14 protein-coding genes are annotated in these 14,989 nt (G+C 36.1%); 7 read left to right on the plus strand and 7 right to left on the minus strand.

The window, feature by feature from the left end; all coding sequences use genetic code 11:
* Positions 1–1,758: an aspartate--tRNA ligase gene (gene aspS, locus A9G09_RS07515; RefSeq protein ID WP_065634250.1), complete on the minus strand. Its 1,758-nt coding sequence runs from the start codon at positions 1,756–1,758 to the stop codon at positions 1–3.
* A gap of 276 nt (positions 1,759–2,034) precedes the next feature.
* Here aspS and A9G09_RS07520 point away from each other — a divergent pair, with 276 nt between their 5' ends.
* The 5 genes from A9G09_RS07520 to dusC all read left to right on the plus strand — a co-directional run bounded on the left by A9G09_RS07520 (position 2,035) and on the right by dusC (position 6,413).
* Entirely contained in the window at positions 2,035–2,808 is a 774-nt protein-coding gene (locus A9G09_RS07520) for a DUF3100 domain-containing protein (protein WP_065634251.1), read from the plus strand.
* Between the two features lie 15 nt (positions 2,809–2,823).
* Positions 2,824–3,273 carry a hypothetical protein gene (locus tag A9G09_RS07525; protein ID WP_065634252.1) on the plus strand — a complete coding sequence of 150 codons (450 nt, stop codon included), beginning with the start codon at positions 2,824–2,826 and terminating at the stop codon, positions 3,271–3,273.
* A gap of 19 nt (positions 3,274–3,292) precedes the next feature.
* The gene (locus A9G09_RS07530; protein ID WP_065634253.1) at positions 3,293–4,612 is read left to right on the plus strand and encodes an amidohydrolase; all 1,320 of its coding nucleotides are present in this window, start codon (positions 3,293–3,295) and stop codon (positions 4,610–4,612) included.
* A 74-nt stretch (positions 4,613–4,686) separates the two neighbouring features.
* Positions 4,687–5,460, plus strand: a complete 774-nt coding sequence (locus tag A9G09_RS07535) for a molybdopterin-synthase adenylyltransferase MoeB (protein WP_065634254.1) — start codon at positions 4,687–4,689, stop codon at positions 5,458–5,460.
* On the plus strand, positions 5,457–6,413 hold the full coding sequence (gene dusC, locus A9G09_RS07540; RefSeq protein WP_065634255.1) for a tRNA dihydrouridine(16) synthase DusC: 957 nt from the start codon (positions 5,457–5,459) through the stop codon (positions 6,411–6,413). The genes A9G09_RS07535 and dusC overlap by 4 nt, the downstream gene beginning before the upstream one ends.
* Here dusC and A9G09_RS07545 read toward each other — a convergent pair.
* The 6 genes from A9G09_RS07545 to A9G09_RS07570 all read right to left on the minus strand — a co-directional run bounded on the left by A9G09_RS07545 (position 6,408) and on the right by A9G09_RS07570 (position 12,309).
* A complete protein-coding gene (locus A9G09_RS07545) occupies positions 6,408–7,379 on the minus strand; it encodes a hypothetical protein (protein ID WP_141671545.1) in 972 nt (323 codons plus the stop codon). The genes dusC and A9G09_RS07545 overlap by 6 nt on opposite strands.
* Positions 7,380–7,715: 336 nt before the next feature.
* Positions 7,716–8,615, minus strand: a complete 900-nt coding sequence (locus A9G09_RS07550; RefSeq protein WP_065634257.1) for an L-ribulose-5-phosphate 3-epimerase — start codon at positions 8,613–8,615, stop codon at positions 7,716–7,718.
* A gap of 64 nt (positions 8,616–8,679) precedes the next feature.
* Positions 8,680–9,324 carry a 3-keto-L-gulonate-6-phosphate decarboxylase UlaD gene (locus A9G09_RS07555; protein ID WP_065634258.1) on the minus strand — a complete coding sequence of 215 codons (645 nt, stop codon included), beginning with the start codon at positions 9,322–9,324 and terminating at the stop codon, positions 8,680–8,682.
* A gap of 21 nt (positions 9,325–9,345) precedes the next feature.
* Positions 9,346–10,038: an L-ribulose-5-phosphate 4-epimerase gene (locus A9G09_RS07560; protein ID WP_065634259.1), complete on the minus strand. Its 693-nt coding sequence runs from the start codon at positions 10,036–10,038 to the stop codon at positions 9,346–9,348.
* Between the two features lie 4 nt (positions 10,039–10,042).
* Entirely contained in the window at positions 10,043–10,516 is a 474-nt protein-coding gene (locus tag A9G09_RS07565; protein ID WP_065634260.1) for a PTS sugar transporter subunit IIA, read from the minus strand.
* Positions 10,517–10,542: 26 nt separating this feature from the next.
* A complete protein-coding gene (locus tag A9G09_RS07570) occupies positions 10,543–12,309 on the minus strand; it encodes a PTS ascorbate-specific subunit IIBC (RefSeq protein ID WP_065634261.1) in 1,767 nt (588 codons plus the stop codon).
* Between the two features lie 436 nt (positions 12,310–12,745).
* Here A9G09_RS07570 and ulaR point away from each other — a divergent pair, with 436 nt between their 5' ends.
* Together ulaR and ulaG are read left to right on the plus strand one after the other, a co-directional pair.
* The gene (gene ulaR, locus A9G09_RS07575) at positions 12,746–13,507 is read left to right on the plus strand and encodes an HTH-type transcriptional regulator UlaR (RefSeq protein ID WP_065634262.1); all 762 of its coding nucleotides are present in this window, start codon (positions 12,746–12,748) and stop codon (positions 13,505–13,507) included.
* A 21-nt stretch (positions 13,508–13,528) separates the two neighbouring features.
* Positions 13,529–14,596: an L-ascorbate 6-phosphate lactonase gene (gene ulaG, locus A9G09_RS07580; protein ID WP_065634263.1), complete on the plus strand. Its 1,068-nt coding sequence runs from the start codon at positions 13,529–13,531 to the stop codon at positions 14,594–14,596.
* The last annotated feature ends 393 nt before the right edge of the window (positions 14,597–14,989 follow it).

Raw genomic sequence — 14,989 nt, forward strand, 5'->3', positions numbered from 1 at the left:
CTATTTTTTGCAAACTTCGATTCCTAGTTCTACTAATGCTGCTGGATTTGCCGGGCTCGGTGCATCAGTCAATAAACAGGTAGCAGCTGTGGTTTTCGGAAATGCAATCACATCTCGAATATTATCCGTGCCTGTTAATAGCATAGTTAAGCGATCTAATCCGAATGCCAGTCCTGCATGAGGCGGGGTTCCATATTTTAAGGCATCAAGTAAAAAGCCAAATTTTTCACGTTGATCATGTTCATTAATACCTAAAATTGAAAATACCGCTTGTTGCATTTCACTGCGATGAATACGCACTGAACCGCCCCCTACTTCATAACCATTAATAACCATGTCATAGGCATTGGCAACTGCTGTCTCAGGACTTTCCATTAGCTGCTCAGGGGTAAAATCTTTTGGTGAGGTGAATGGATGGTGCATGGCACTAAGCCCTTCATCTGTTTCTTCAAACATTGGAAAATCCACAACCCAAAGAACGGCCCATCTATTTTCATCTGTTAAGGCTAAATCCTTACCAACTTTTAAGCGTAATGCACCTAGCGCATCACTAACAACTTTGTAGCTATCAGCACCAAATAATAATATATCGCCATCTTTAGCATTAGCACGATTAAGTAATGCTTCCATTTGTGTCTGATTAAAGAATTTTGCAACAGGGCTTTGGACACCATCTAGTCCTTTGCTACGTTCATTAACTTTGATCCAAGCCATACCTTTGGCACCATAAACCGAAATAAATTGCGTATAATCATCAAGCTGTTTTCGGGTTAATTGCGCCCCATTAGGCACACAAAGTAATGCAACACGCCCTTTTGGATCATTAGCAGGCGTTGAAAATACTTTGAAATCGATATCTTTAACTAAATCAGCCACATCAATAATTTCAAGCGGATTACGTAAATCAGGCTTATCACTACCAAAACGTCGCATGGCTTCTGCAAAGGTCATAACAGGGAACTTGCCTAAATCAACATTTTTAACATGCAACCATAGTTCACGAATCATTTGCTCCATGATCTCACGCACTTGCTCTGCTGTCATAAATGAAGTTTCAACATCAATTTGGGTAAATTCAGGTTGACGATCTGCACGTAAATCTTCATCTCGAAAACATTTAACAATTTGATAATATCGGTCAAATCCTGACATCATTAAGAGTTGTTTAAATAGTTGTGGAGATTGAGGTAAAGCATAAAATTCACCGTTATGGATTCGGCTAGGCACTAAATAATCACGCGCACCTTCTGGTGTGGCTTTAGTCAACATAGGGGTTTCGATGTCTAAAAAACCATGTTCATTCATAAACGAACGTACAAAGGCAGTCACTTTAGCGCGTGTTTTGAAAATTGCCGTCATCTCCTGACGACGAAGATCGATGTATCGATATTTTAAACGCTGCTCTTCACTATTGTTTTGATTAAAATCTAATGGTAAAACATCACTTCGATTAAAAATAACAAGTTCAGTTGCTAAAACTTCAACTTCACCAGTTGCCATATCTTTATTGATTTGGCCTTCTGGTCTAGCCCTTACTTTACCTTTAATTTGAATACAAAACTCATTGCGTAGTTCACCCGCTAACTGATACGCCTGCAAATAATCAGGATCAAAAAAGACCTGTACAATTCCTTCGCGATCACGCATATCAATAAAAATCATACCACCTAAATCTCGGCGTTTATTAACCCAACCACACAAGGTAACTTCTTGATTAATATGAGATGAGTTTAACTGACCACAATAAATCGAACGCATAAAATATCCTGTTAAAATTTCAAGCTATAAAAATTGTCTGTATTATAAATCAAATAAAGGGCTTATAAAGGCATTTATTGATATTTATTATTCAATTGTTTCAATCAGCTCATCAAAAAGACAATCTTGATTATGATTAACAAATTAACAACAGTTGTTTATTGACGGTAATAATCAAGGTTATGTATATTAAATATGCAGTGCAAATACTGACTATGATTCTATATATCATGGATAGTGATTATTGATAAAAACTATTATTAGAGGTTTATAAGGATGGAAATTATTAAAGACTATAGAGTGCATTTGTTAGCACTAATAGTCGTTCTGATCTGTGAGTTTATTGGTAAACAATCTATTTGGATTATTACTTTATACCCCATGCTATATGCTATGATTATTGGCGGAATCATAAGCCTTCCTAAACTCAAAATATTAAACATAAAAAATATGAATCATGCAAGTGCCGTTATGATTGTCACATTAATGCTACTTGTTGCCAAATTGGGCGTTGCCGTTGGTCCTAAAATCGATATGATTTTAAAAGATGCAAAACTGGCACTCATTTTTCAAGAGCTAGGTCACTTTGCCGGTACCATTTTATTAGGATTACCTTTAGCAATGATGTTAGGTATGAAACGTGAAGCGGTTGGCGCCACTTATTCAGTTGCTCGTGAACCCAATATTGCCATTGTTGCAGATAAATACGGTTTAGATTCAGCCGAAGGACGCGGTGTGATGGCTATGTACGTTTGTGGCACACTTTATGGTGCGATTTGGATGAGCATATTAGCGAGTGTTATGGCTAAGTTAGATATTCTTCACCCCTATGCTTTAGCTATGGGCGCGGGTGTTGGTAGCGGAAGTATGATGGCTGCGTCATTAGCACCAATTAGCGATCTCTATCCAGATCTGGCAAGTGAAATTAAAGCCTATGCAACAACAGCAAATTTAATGTCCAGTATAGTGGGTATCTACATTTATACTTTATTTTCATTACCTTTTGCTTCTTTTTTATATAACACTTTTGCTCGTTTTCGTCGTAATTAAGGAAGGATTGTTGTAATGAAAAGTTTAGAAACACTATTTTTACTCATCTTAGTAGCTATTATTATGGCAGCGGGTAACACTGTCGGCTACAAAGTTGATTTTATGTTATCGTTACAAGCATTAGCTATTTTGGTAGTTATATCAATTGTTGGATACTTTGTTGGCAAAGTACCTTTACTCAATAAATTTCCAGTAATTTTATGGGTGTCGGTAGTTGCAGCCATTGCCTCATCCCCTATATTTCCTTTCCATGAACAAGTTGTTTCCATTACGGACAATGTTTCGTTACTTGCCGTTTGTACACCGGTACTTGCCTACGCAGGGCTTGCTATTGGCAAAGATTTAGCATTGTTTAAAAGTATCTCTTGGCGAATTATCCCTGTTTCGCTAGCGGTGTTTTCAGGTACGTTTATTTTTGCCGCAATCATTGCACAAATTACCTTACATTGGGAAGGTGTTATTTAACTGGAATAGGAATTAATTTATGACTAAAGAAGAACTTAAACAACAGGTTTGCCTTGCTATTGCAAATCGAAAAGCAGATATAAAAGCCATTGCTGAAGCTATTTGGGCTGAACCCGAACTTGGTTACAAAGAACACAAAACCGCAAAAAAAGTAGAACAAGCTTTTGAAAAATTGGGCGTGCCCTATAAAAATAAATTAGCGTTAACCGGTGTTAAAGGCCGTTTAAAAGGCGGAAAAGGCAGTAAATATAGCGTCGCGGTTATTGGTGAACTTGATGCCATAATTTGTGCAGATCATCCTGCTGCTGATGAAACCTCTGGTGCTGCTCATTGCTGTGGACATAATGCACAAATTGCGAATATGATGGCTGTCACCATGGGGCTAATCGATTCTGGCGCCATGCAATACTTAGCTGGTGATGTGGTTCCTTTTGCAGTACCAGCTGAAGAATATGTGGAAATCACTTATCGAAATCGGCTTATTGAAGAAGGTAAAATTAAATACATTGGTGGTAAGCCCGAACTCATCTCCCGAGGTGAATTTGATGATGTCGATATGGCGCTACAAATCCACTTAACTAGTGTACCAAATGAACGTAAAGATGGTTTTATTGAAATATCAACAACCAGTAATGGTTTTATTGGAAAACTAATCAAATATAAAGGTGAAGCAGCTCACGCAGCAGCAGCCCCACATGCAGGCGTTAACGCATTAAATGCAGCAATGATGGGATTGATGGGTGTTAATGCAATTCGTGACACATTTCAAGAAAAAGATTATATCCGATTCCATCCAATTATTACTCAAGGCGGCGATTTGGTTAACGTCGTACCCAGTGATGTAAGAATGGAAAGTTATGTGCGTGCAGGTAACGTTCCTGCAATGATTAAAGCCAATGAACGGATTAATCAAGCCTTACAAGCGGGGGCGATGGCTGTTGGGGCAAGTTGTGAAATCAAAGATTTACCAGGTTATCTTCCTTTACATAATAATGCTACGTTAAATGAACTGTTGAAGTATAACGCTGAAAAATTAATTGGTGAAGAAAATGTCTCAGTTGCACCCCATATGACAGGTAGTACTGATACAGGTGATTTGTCGCATATTATGCCAGTAAGTCATCCATGGATCGGATCTGTAAGAGGCGTGTTGCATGGAAAAGATTATGTCGTATTTGATGAAGAAATGGCTTATATTCGCCCTGCACAAATGATGGCGTGTACAATTATCGATTTACTTTTTGATGATGCAAAATCAGCACAAACGCTAATATCAAATTACAAACCACTTATGACCAAAGAAGAATATCTCACCTTTTTGTCTGGTTTTGACAAATAATCTTAACAGCTTGGCGCCGTAAGGCGTCAAGTGTCTGCTATAATATAGCAATTTACGATGAACAATTATCTATTATGCAAGCGCTAACTGATCAAGAATTATTTCGTTACGATAGGCAAATAACTTTGCATGGTTTTGATATTGAAAAACAGCAAGTATTAAAAAATAGTGCGGTACTAATTATTGGTTTAGGTGGACTTGGCTGTGCAGCTTCGCTTTACCTCACAGCGGCTGGAGTTGGAAAGTTAACCTTAGTTGATTTTGATACCGTGACAAAATCGAATTTAAACCGACAAATTTTATATACAGAAAAAACAATCAATCAATATAAAGTTGAAGTCGCAAAACACACGCTAAGTAAACTCAATGCAGATACCATCATTAATACAGTGAACCAAAAACTGGATGATAGTTGCTTACTTTCACTTATCAAACATCATCAAATTGTGATTGATTGTAGCGATAATCTAACTACTCGAGAACAAATTAACCGTTGCTGTTTTCAAACTAAAACACCACTAGTCTCTGGTGCAGCCATTCGGATGGAAGGTTTATTAACTGTATTTACCTATCAGCATGATGAGCCTTGTTACCACTGCCTGAGTCGTTTATTTGGCGACGATCAATTGACTTGCGTTGAAGCTGGGGTAATGGCCCCTCTAGTGGGAATGTTTGGCTCAATGCAAGCATTAGAAGCAATAAAAGTGCTTACTCATTATGGCACACCGTTATCGGGTCGACTACTAATGGTTGATGCAATGAGTATGCAATTTAATCAAGTTAAGCTGACAAAACAACCTAACTGCTCAATCTGTGGTAACGAACAAAATAAGCAGGCACGACAATGAAATTAAATCGTATCATCTTAGCACCGATGGAAGGCGTGTTAGATTATAATGTGAGAAAGATCTTAACTCAAATTAATCAATTTGATTATTGTGTGACAGAATTTGTCAGAGTTACTCATCATAAATTATCTAACCGAACATTTTACCGTCTATGCCCTGAACTTTACCATGATGGAAAAACAGCTTCGGGTACGCCTGTGCGAGTACAAATTCTTGGTCAATCACCCGAATGGATGGCAGAAAACGCAGTTAAAGCTATTGAGTTGGGTTCGTATGGAATCGATATCAATTTTGGTTGTCCTGCTAAAACTGTCGTGGGTAGTCACGGCGGTGCTTACTTATTACAATACCCAGAACAAATATTTAATATTGTTAAACAGACAAGACTCGCCATTGGCGCAACAGCAAAATTATCAGCCAAAATCCGTTTAGGATGGTCGGATAAATCTTACTGTTTAGATATCGCGAAAGCAATCGAACAAGCTGGAGCAAACGAAATTGTCATTCATGGAAGAACAAAAACTGACGGTTATCAAGCTGATAAAATTGATTGGCAAACAATAGGAAAAATCAAACAAAAATTAAATATTCCAGTTATTGCTAACGGCGAGATTTTTTCCGTTAAAGATGCGCAAAATTGTCTTATCCAAAGTCAGAGCCAAGACATTATGCTTGGACGTGGTATTTTAACGATCCCAAACTTAGCCAATATGATTCGTTTTAATGATGCAGAGTTACCGTGGCAACAAATTTTAGAGATTTTAATTAATTACGCTACAACAACTATCGAAGAGGTTAAACCGCTTTATCATTCAGCGCGCATCAAACAATGGCTAGCTTACTTAAAATCGCACTATTTTCAAGCGGCACAAGTATTACAAAATATTCGAACATTAAAAACACAGCAGCACATTGCCGATTCACTTAAGCTACAACAAACAACACTATCATAAAGTTAAACTATACCCAGTGTTTCGATAAAAATAGTACTGGGTAACTTTACGCACAATCAAACAAGATATAATAAATGAGATAATTGGCAGTGCTATTTTCAATACTAACGCAGTGTAATCATGTAAAATGGTTTGGCTAACCGTCAAGTCAAATAACCTTTCAGCAATGCTAAAAAGAGTAAAATTAAACACAAAAATAAACAGATTTGAATAAACCACACTTTTCACAATTCTATCAATCTGTAATACCATAAATACTTGAGTAAACGTGTTTTTGCAAACAACTATAACAACACAGAAAATCAACACATAACAGATAAAAGGGAAGGCAATATGGCGGCTAATCGAAATAAGATAGTGATCTTGTTGGATCAAAATATCTAAAATAAAAGACGGAAAACCAATTAAAATAAAAAAGAAAAAGGCTAAAAATAAAATAAAATGAATTTTACAGCTATTAAGCGTATTAAGTTCAAAAACTAATGTACTCTTTTCAAACTGATTATTTAATGCCCTAATACAATAATAAGTCAGTAAACCTGCACACAAATAAAATAGACCATCAGGGATAATACTTAGCACTAAAATAAATAACCATGAATCAACATCGATATAATTGATTAATATCTCATCAAACATTAAATCGGCTATGACACTTAATAAATAGCCAATAGTACAAACAATCAGCACATTTAGTATAATGAGAACAATATTTTTTAAGGTCACCAAATGAACGTTAATTCGATAAAATGCAATTGCAGATACGCCAAACAACAACAGACATTCGGGAATTGAACGTAGCAATTGATAAGGGGTAAGTTTATACAGTGAAGACCATAAATTTTTATAGTCATGAAAAGTAGCAAGAAAGGTTATACCAAATCTAATGTTGAAAATAAAAGCACTCGAAATAAGAAATAGTGTTATAAAAATAAAGGGCAACTTAAAAAAGGATAATTTGTACATTAGTCTATCTAAAACCTGTTAATTCTCTATTTTTTATAAAAATTTCAATGATAACAAATAGATGGCAAGTTAATTTAACAGATTAATTTGCACGTTAAACAAGTAATGATATCAAATTTGCAAAATCACCAAAATATTTGCACAAAATACCACAAGGTGGCGCTATTACCAACTAGAATATCATTCATCACAAGGTGAATCACAAAAATAAAATGAGAAAAGTGACTAAACTATAATTCAATATAGTTTTAATTTTTCAATAAGTTAGATTTTAAAAAATACCTCATCACCAAAAAGGTGATGAGTTAAACATAAAATATCAATCAACTTTTGATTTTAATCAAGTGAAGAAAAAAGCGGGAAATTAGCCTGCTGAGCAATAGCCTTTAATCGTTGCTGAGCTAGGATGATATTATCTTTCCAATGATCATCATTAGCCCACATTTCGATAACTAGTGGTGCACAATAATTCATTAATTTCAATGTATTAAATACTGCAACAAAATCAACTTCACCATCACCAATAACTAAGTCCCTAAATTGCCCTGCATAATTGGGTTTAACTTTATAAGTATCTTTTAAGTGTATTTGAACAATATGATTGCGACTGAGTAAAAGCTCAGTACTAATATCAAAGTTCCATCCCGATATATTACCCACATCAGGATAAGCCATAAAATAAGGTGAGTTAATTTGTGCCTTTAGGATTTCAAATTTACTTAACGAGTTAAGATAATTAGTATCCATAATTTCTACAGCTAACATCACGCCTGCTTTTTCTGCTTGTTTCGCACACCATTGCATACCCGCAATAAATCGTTGATGGGTCTGTAAGTCAGCAGGTTCATAATACACATCATAACCAGCTAATTGAATCACTCTTACACCTAACTTATAAGCAAACGAAATTGCTTTTAGCATAATCATTTTGGCTTGTTCGCAGATTTTTGGATCCGCTGAACCAAATGGGTATTTACGATGTGCGCTTAGGCATATTGAATGAAAAAAAATACCATTTTTTTCACATAAATGTCGTAAGGCATAAATGTCATCATCACACCAATCAAGCCTTGCTTGACGCTCTTGAGATTCATCAATAGACAGTTCAATAAAATCAAAACCTAAAGACTTTGCTTCAGCCATTTTTTGTTGCCATGAAAGTTGATTAGGCAACGCTTTTTCATAAATACCAATACCTGGCGCGTGTTTAACAAAATTTATTGTTTGTTCAGTCATAATTTATGATCCAATAACATGAGGATAAAACAAAAACAGTCGATTACTCGACTGCAATGTAAAATTACCAATATTTAGCAATTTGCTCCCTCAACGCTTGGGCTGTTTGCTGTCCATTTTCATTGGCTAACGCACGACCAGCAATAAAAGCTTTAGTTTTTATTCCAGCAAACAGATGAATATCTTCAGGAACAATACCGCCAGTTATGGAAAGTTCTAAACCTAAATCAGAAAGTTGACGCATTTTAACCAAATCCTCTTCACCCCAACCAACTCCAGCTAATTCGGCATCACGAGAACGATGATAGATAGCTTGTTTAATACCTAATTTACGCCATGCTTTAGCATCATCGAAAGTCCAATGGCCGTAAAGTTCTATTTGAATTTCACCCCCAAATTCATCAGCCACTTTTTTACACGCTTCAATGGTGGCAATATGAGCTGCTGCTGATACTGTCAGCCAATCCGCTCCGGCTGAAAACGCCATTTTAGCTAAAATTGCCCCTCCATCAGTGGTTTTTAAATCACAGACTAAGATATGATTTGGATGCTTTTCTCGTAAGGTTTTTACCCCGTTAATCCCAGCACCAAAAGCCAGAATGGTACCCACTTCAATAATATCAACAAATCCAGCAACATTATTGGCGACAGCTAAAGCGGGTTGCAATTCAGTTTGATCTAATGCGATTTGTAGTTTTGGTTTTGTCATTTTATTTTCCTCTTATAAGAACTATTTTTGCCCATAATAAGCATTTGCACCATGCTTACGGAAATAGTGTTTATCTGACAGCGCTTGTTGAATTTTAATTGTTTTATTGAGTTGACGAGTGGCAATAGCCATCATGGCGACTTCTTCAAGAACAACCGCATTATGTACAGCATCAAAAGCATTTTTACCCCAACAAAATGGAGCATGACCTGAGATCACTGCACCAGGCATTGCCATTGGATCGAGTCCGCGACGATTAAACTCTTCAATAATAACCAGACCGGTATTTTTTTCGTAATCAGAGGTAATTTCGCTATCAGTAAGTCGACGGGTACACGGAACATCACCATAAAAGTAATCAGCATGCGTGGTCCCTAACGCTGGTACATCTAACTCAGCTTGAGCCCAGACGGTGGCATAACGAGAATGGGTATGGACAATACCACCAATATTTTCAAACGCTTTGTAAAGCTCAATATGTGTTGCTGTATCACTAGAAGGATTTAACTTACCTTCCACTATTTCACCAGTTAATGACACCACCACAATATCGTCAACGGTCATATTGTGGTATTCAACCCCAGAAGGTTTAATAGCAATGACCCCCTTTGCTCGATCAACTTCTGAAACATTACCCCAAGTAAAAGTCACCAAATGATATTTGGGTAATGCTAAATTGGCCTGTAACACTCTCTCTTTTAAAGCTTGATACATAAAATTAACCTCCCAATAGAGCTTTATCAATCACAGCATAAACATCTTCTTTACTGTTACATGCTCGTAATTTATCCAGATCGATGCCGGTAGGACTATTTTCATCCTCTAATATTTGAGTGACCTCCATTAAGCCCTGCATATGTTCATCAGATGTACTGCCCGCTAAGGTCACTAATACGTCGACAGGTTCTTCTTCCCCTTGAAAATAGACTGGTTTATTTAGTGTGACTAATGCAAAAGCAGTTCGGTTAACGCCATCTTCTGGCCTAGCATGAGGCATAGCAAAATTAGGGGCAATAATGATGTAAGGTCCCATTGTGTTCACACAGCGAATAATCGCATCATAATAAGAGGGTTGAATTGCTTTAGATGCGACCAACATATCAGTACCTAATTTAACTGCTTCTTGCCAGGTTGTGGCATTTGCGTTGAGTAAAATAGAGTTGTTTTCTATCAATGATTCTTTCAAAGCCATGTTGTACTCCCTTTTTATTCAATAAATTATTTAGCAAGCACTTTGTTAATCAGTTCAATAAGTTCATCACCAAATGTTTGCGGATTTAACATATTTTGTACCCCCAAAGCATGCTGACCTTCATTAACTTCAATTTCATTAATTAAGTGTTTAGAAGCCACAATAATGTCAACATTCGGCAATCGTGATTTGTAATCAGTCACCGCACACGAATCCATAACATTAGCAATGCCTTTTTTATCAAGATAATTGGCAATTTTCATTTTCATCATCATTGATGAACCTTGACCACTACCACATACCGCAAGAATACGTATTGGACGTCCTTCGCTAATTGCTACCTCATCCATTTTTTCAACGACTTGCTCATTAAAATCTTGATGGGTATCATTCGTGTCGGCCTGTATTTTTTGATTGGCTTCATCGCGTCGTAATTGTTTAGCGGCAAAGAACATATACACTAAAGCCAAAGCAATAATGAGATAGATAAATAAGTGAGAAATTGATAGGCCTTGTAAAATAGGTGGGAATAAAATTGCCCAGTCAGCCATGCCCATCCAAGAATCGATTGGTGTACCATTTTGTGCAAAAATATGAATAACCCAAGCTGAACCAAAAACTTCAACCATGCCCATGACAAAACAAATCTTCATTACGGCTTTCCAACCGCCAAAGTGATTTGCAAACACCCCAATAGTGGCATTGGAAAAGAACATCGGAATAAAACCTGGAATAATCATAATCGGCGATTTAAATACCAGTAATAAAGCAATTGCTAAAAATTGTCCTAATGCACCCCAAATAAAACCAAACACCATTGCATTAGGTGAAAAAGCATAAATTGCCGCACAATCAATCGCTAATACTGCATTAGGAATAAGTTTTTCAGAGATACCTTTAAAGGCTTCAGACAATTCAGCAACAAACATTCTTACGCCACCAACAATCACTTGGATTGCTACTGCGAATTTAAGCCCTGTTTCTAAAATATAGATTGTCCAATGTGTTGAACCAGCCATGGTTTGTAAGTTATCTAAACCAAATGACAGTAAAATAATGCCAAAAAAGAAAGTCATCACAATAGCTGTAGCCGCGATACTATCGTGAAAAATATGTAACCATTTTGGTAATTTTAAATTATCAACAGAATCATTTTTATCACCGAGTTTTGGTGCTAATTTAACCGCAATCCAAGATCCTAATTGTTGTTGATGGCCAATAGAAAACCCTGCCCCACCTGTTACTGCTTCGGTTGGCTTAAACATCATGTTGGAAAATATTCCCCAATATAAAGCGGTAATAATTGCAGAGTAGATGATGGTTTCCCACATTCCGTAACCAAACAGAAAATAAAATAAGGTAATAAGACCTACTTGTTGGAACATAATATGACCGGTTAACATAATGGTTCGAATACCGGTAATACGTCGAAAAATAACCAAAAGGATATTGATAGCCAGCGCCAGTAATACCGCATATCCGACCCAAGAGTAATGTTCTCCCATACCATTTTCAACAGCAACCATCGAAGCATAAGTATCAATAATCGATCCTTTAATTCCATGATATTCCGCTAACTTGGCAATAACCGGTTTAAATGTTGAAACCAATACACCCGAACCGACTTGCAATAACATAAAGCCGACAATTGTTTTGATGGTTCCTTTTAAAATTGTGGTAACGTCTTTACCTAATAGGCAGTACCCTAGCATCGTTACTAATCCTAGTAATAAAGGTGCTTTGGTCATGACTTGACTATAAAAAATATAAAATACGTTATAGATTACTTCCATATGCCCCTCTCATTGATTATGGGCATTTTTTAAATTGAAAGTTGATACTACGCTTACAATTTATAGATAAACTTTATCCTAATGCCCTTTATATGGTTGTTCACTATCAAGTGAATCTTTGAGCTTAACTAACACTGCACGTTGTTAATCAAATTTATTTAATTAACGATTGCTATATTCCATAATCACAATGAATCACACAATGATTATTTATGATTATTTTGACTAAGATCACTTTTCCCAAAAATCAACAGCAATATCTGTGATCAACTTCACATTACGATGAAAAACAACTAAAATAAATTAAATTTATACCTATACTTATCAATATTAAATTTAGATTTACACCATTAAATCAATGAAGATAATTGACAATTTTTGCAATGATAATTATTATCAAAGCAATCAAATATGATCAAATTATTAAGGAACATAAATGAATGAAATAACGCGACATAACGAAATCGTCGCTTTAGTTAATGAAAAAGGTGAAGTGAAAGTGACAGAATTAATTGATCACTTCGGTATATCACCGGCAACAGCTAGACGAGATATCACCAAGTTAGATCAGGAAGGTCGAGTTAAAAAAGTGCGTAATGGCATTATGCGATTAGAGGAGCAAAAACCTATCTGGGCACCAATAGCCAACAACAATACTGATCATTATCACGAAAAAGCGCGAATTGCTATTCGAGCAGCTAAATTATGTGGTAACGATGAAAATGTCGTGATTAATTGTGGTTCAACCGCATTTTTATTAGGTCGGGAATTATGTGGTAAAAATGTCTCTATCATCACGAATTACTTTCCACTCGCTTGTTACTTAATAGAACATGATCATGAAAATGTCATTATCATGGGCGGTTTATATAACAAAACCCAAAACATTATTCTTAATCCAATCGCAAGCATTACCGATTCTTATGCAGCTAAATGGATGTTTACTAGTGGTAAAACACTAACACCCACCGGTCTTTATAAAAATGAAATTTTAAGTGCAGTGGCCGAGCAACAAATATTAGAAAAAGCCGAAAAATTAGTGGTTGTCGTTGACAGTTCAAAAATCGATACCAAAGCAAACTCTGGCATGCTTTTTTGCCCAGTAAACAAAATTGATATTTTAATTACAGGCTCACAAGCGAATAAGGAAGTGATTGAATGCATTAAGAAGCAAGGAGTTGAAGTGATATTAGTCTAACTATTAAATAAGGAACATAGTATGAGTAAAGTAAACGAAATTACCCGTGACTCTTGGATTTTAAATACCTTCCCTGAATGGGGAACTTGGCTCAATGAAGAGATCGAAGCGACTGAAGTTAAGCCCAATACCTTTACCATGTGGTGGCTTGCCTGTACAGGAATTTGGTTAAAATCAGCAGGTAATACCAATATTTGTATCGATTTTTGGTGCGGTACGGGTAAAAAAACCCATGCTAATCCATTGATGAATAAGCAACATCAAATGATGCGTATGGGGGGAGTACGAGAATTACAACCTAACTTAAGAACCAGCCCATTTGTGTTGGATCCTTTTGCAATTAAAGAAATCGATGCAGTTATGGCAACGCATGATCATGCTGATCATATTGATGTTAATGTTGCAGCCGCCGTCATTCAAAATTGTTCACCTAAAGTTAAATTTATTGGACCTAAAGCTTGTGTTGAGTTATGGAAAAGCTGGGGCGTGCCAGAAGATCGTTGTATTGTGGCTAAAGTGGGCGACACAATCACTGTAGGCGATATCACCATTAAAATACTAGATTCTTTTGATAGAACTTCACTTGTTACTCTTCCTAAGGGTGTTTCATCGACAGATAAAGCCATTTTAGATGGTATGAACGATCGCGCAGTTAACTATCTATTTGAAACATCGGGGGGCTCACTTTATCACTCTGGTGATTCACACTACTCTAACTATTATGCTAAACATGGCAATGATCATAAAATTGATGTTGCCTTACTCTCTTACGGCGAAAACCCTCGTGGTGTTACCGATAAGATGACATCTGCAGATATTTTACGTGCAGCAGAATCGCTTAATACCAAAGTTGTGATTCCTTTTCATCATGATATTTGGTCAAACTTCCAAAGTGATCCGCGAGAAATTGAAGTGCTTTGGCAAATGAAAAAAGATCGACTTGAATATCAATTTACACCATTCTTTTGGCAAGTTGGTGGTAAATATACTTACCCGACTGATAAAAATAAAATGCATTATCAACACTATCGTGGATTTAGGGATATCTTTACTGATGAACCAGAATTACCTTATCGTTCATTCTTATAAGCAAGGTAATTTAAAATTGTCGTTATTACGATTATAACTAAAAAAATTTTTAATTAGTTTTTGGGTTGGGCGTTTAGTGATTTATAACTTCTGTTTTGTTGCACTGACGTCCAAATTTTTCAAATTTGATTATCTCTATTGCTCAAATAATTATTTTAGCAAACAAATAAAATCGATTTTTAATGCTGTGTATACCTGATTTGTTGTGATTATTTGCTACGCCTAAATTCGTAAAATCTATCCTGATAAAGCCAATTTAATTCTCGGCTTAATCTACGTTGTCAACCCAGTTAATAAGTATCAATCAAAAGGAAAATTGGCATAAATACGATTAAGAATTTAGCCCAAATTAGAACATCATAGACTAAATTCTAAATAATGATGATGAAAGTA

Origin of the sequence: Gilliamella sp. wkB292, from assembly GCF_001690235.1 — a bacterium.
In the GTDB taxonomy this organism is placed as follows: Bacteria; Pseudomonadota; Gammaproteobacteria; order Enterobacterales; family Orbaceae; genus Gilliamella; species Gilliamella apicola_F.

Coding starts and splice junctions, on each gene's coding strand:
- aspS (WP_065634250.1), bottom strand. CDS start 1,758: ATGCGTTCGATTTATTGTGGTCAGTTAAACTCATCTCATATTAATCAA.
- A9G09_RS07520 (WP_065634251.1), top strand. CDS start 2,035: ATGGAAATTATTAAAGACTATAGAGTGCATTTGTTAGCACTAATAGTC.
- A9G09_RS07525 (WP_065634252.1), top strand. CDS start 2,824: ATGAAAAGTTTAGAAACACTATTTTTACTCATCTTAGTAGCTATTATT.
- A9G09_RS07530 (WP_065634253.1), top strand. CDS start 3,293: ATGACTAAAGAAGAACTTAAACAACAGGTTTGCCTTGCTATTGCAAAT.
- A9G09_RS07535 (WP_065634254.1), top strand. CDS start 4,687: ATGCAAGCGCTAACTGATCAAGAATTATTTCGTTACGATAGGCAAATA.
- dusC (WP_065634255.1), top strand. CDS start 5,457: ATGAAATTAAATCGTATCATCTTAGCACCGATGGAAGGCGTGTTAGAT.
- A9G09_RS07545 (WP_141671545.1), bottom strand. CDS start 7,379: ATGTACAAATTATCCTTTTTTAAGTTGCCCTTTATTTTTATAACACTA.
- A9G09_RS07550 (WP_065634257.1), bottom strand. CDS start 8,615: ATGACTGAACAAACAATAAATTTTGTTAAACACGCGCCAGGTATTGGT.
- A9G09_RS07555 (WP_065634258.1), bottom strand. CDS start 9,324: ATGACAAAACCAAAACTACAAATCGCATTAGATCAAACTGAATTGCAA.
- A9G09_RS07560 (WP_065634259.1), bottom strand. CDS start 10,038: ATGTATCAAGCTTTAAAAGAGAGAGTGTTACAGGCCAATTTAGCATTA.
- A9G09_RS07565 (WP_065634260.1), bottom strand. CDS start 10,516: ATGGCTTTGAAAGAATCATTGATAGAAAACAACTCTATTTTACTCAAC.
- A9G09_RS07570 (WP_065634261.1), bottom strand. CDS start 12,309: ATGGAAGTAATCTATAACGTATTTTATATTTTTTATAGTCAAGTCATG.
- ulaR (WP_065634262.1), top strand. CDS start 12,746: ATGAATGAAATAACGCGACATAACGAAATCGTCGCTTTAGTTAATGAA.
- ulaG (WP_065634263.1), top strand. CDS start 13,529: ATGAGTAAAGTAAACGAAATTACCCGTGACTCTTGGATTTTAAATACC.